Annotated in this window: 2 protein-coding genes; one reads left to right on the top strand and one right to left on the bottom strand. The window is 74.5% G+C overall.

Annotated features, from left to right (window positions below; all coding sequences use genetic code 11):
- Positions 1-96: 96 nt before the first annotated feature.
- Entirely contained in the window at positions 97-426 is a 330-nt protein-coding gene (locus tag E1211_RS32025) for a hypothetical protein (protein WP_132353978.1), read from the top strand.
- 67 nt (positions 427-493) lie between these two features.
- Here E1211_RS32025 and E1211_RS32020 read toward each other — a convergent pair.
- A partial coding sequence (locus tag E1211_RS32020) for a tyrosine-type recombinase/integrase (protein WP_207915599.1) occupies positions 494-1,367 on the bottom strand: 874 nt, incomplete at its 5' end.

Here is a 1,367-nt window from a genome sequence, read left to right as displayed (position 1 = left end):
GGTCTATGCAGACATCCCCCGGTCGGCCCTCCCCGCGCCCGGTCGTACGGGTGTCTGATGACTCCCCCGTGATCACCACCGCAAGGGAGCCGCCCCATGCTCGACCGCGCCGTTGTCTTCGTTCCCGCCGACCTCAGCAGCCCGGAAGACTTCGCCGCCGCCGCCACGCCCTGCCTGGAGCGCATCCAGGCCTGCCGCTACGACTTCGTCGGCATCGTCCGCAGCTGGGAAGACGCGATGCGGATGACCCGCGACGGCCGCGCCGACGTCGTGGTCGTGGCCAGCCGCGCCCAGCTGGCCCACGACCGGCGGCCGCGCGTCGAGGCCGCCACCGAGCCGGTACGCACCGCCCGGCCGACGAGCGCGCACGTCGTGCCCGTGGAGGTGCAGCGGCAGCACAACCGCCGGCCCCGCCGGATCCGGTAACCCACACGACAGCGCCCCGGGCGCCCGCCATGCAGGGGAGGCGGGGGCCCGGGGCGCTCTGCTGCGCTCAGACCGGCAGCGGCAACGCGGCCACCGCGGCTGCCTTCGCCCCGCCAGCGACCGCCACGTACACCTGCGTCGTCGTCGGCGAGGCGTGACCCAGCAGTTCCTGCGCGACCCTCAGATCGCCGCCAGCGGCCTGGTGGACGTACGTGCCGTACCAGTGCCGTAGCCGGTGCATCGTCACGTCCTGGTGGCCGAGCCGGTGGTGCAGGTACCAGTTCGCCCGCTCCCGCACCTGCCGCCGGTCCGCCCGCGCCGACCCGTTCGGTGTCCGCGCGATCGGCCCTCGAGGAAAGTCCCGCACGACCGACCACACGGCCGGGTGCGTCGGCACGATCCGCTCCCGGTCGCCCTTGCCCCGGATCCACGTGTCCTGCTCGGTGACGTCGTCCCGGTCCAGCCGCGAGATCTCGATGCAGCGCAGGCCTTGCCCGGACGCGAGCAGGTACCACAGCCGGTACGGGTCGCGGGCCCGGGCGAGGATGTCGCGCAGCTGCTCGTGCGTCACCGGCCGCGGCGCCCGCGCGCGGACCCGGGCGGCGGGCAGGTGCCGGGACGGGTCGTAGTCCAGCCACGGATCCGACTCGGCGGTCGCCCACCCGTAGAACGCGGTCGCGGCGGCCCGGTAGAGAGCGACGGTCGCCGGCTTCCGCTCGTCGGTGTAGATGTGCTCCCGGAGTTCGTCGGCGCAGGCGTACGCGAGGCCCTCGGGCAGGTCGCGGTCGAGGCGGCAGAGCAGGTCGGTGTAGGTGTCGATCGTCGTGGCGGCGCGGCGGAGCGCGCGGAGGTGCCGGACGAACGCGGTGAGCATTTCGGCGGAGTGCGGGGCGCGGTGGGGCGGGATCATGCCCTGATCGTCGGGGCGCACGGCTGGGGGC

Origin of the sequence: Micromonospora sp. 15K316, assembly GCF_004348525.1 — a bacterium.
In the GTDB taxonomy this organism is placed as follows: domain Bacteria; phylum Actinomycetota; class Actinomycetes; order Mycobacteriales; family Micromonosporaceae; genus Micromonospora.
The sequence above is the reverse complement of the archived record's forward strand: the minus strand, read 5'-3'. Positions and strand labels throughout refer to the sequence as shown.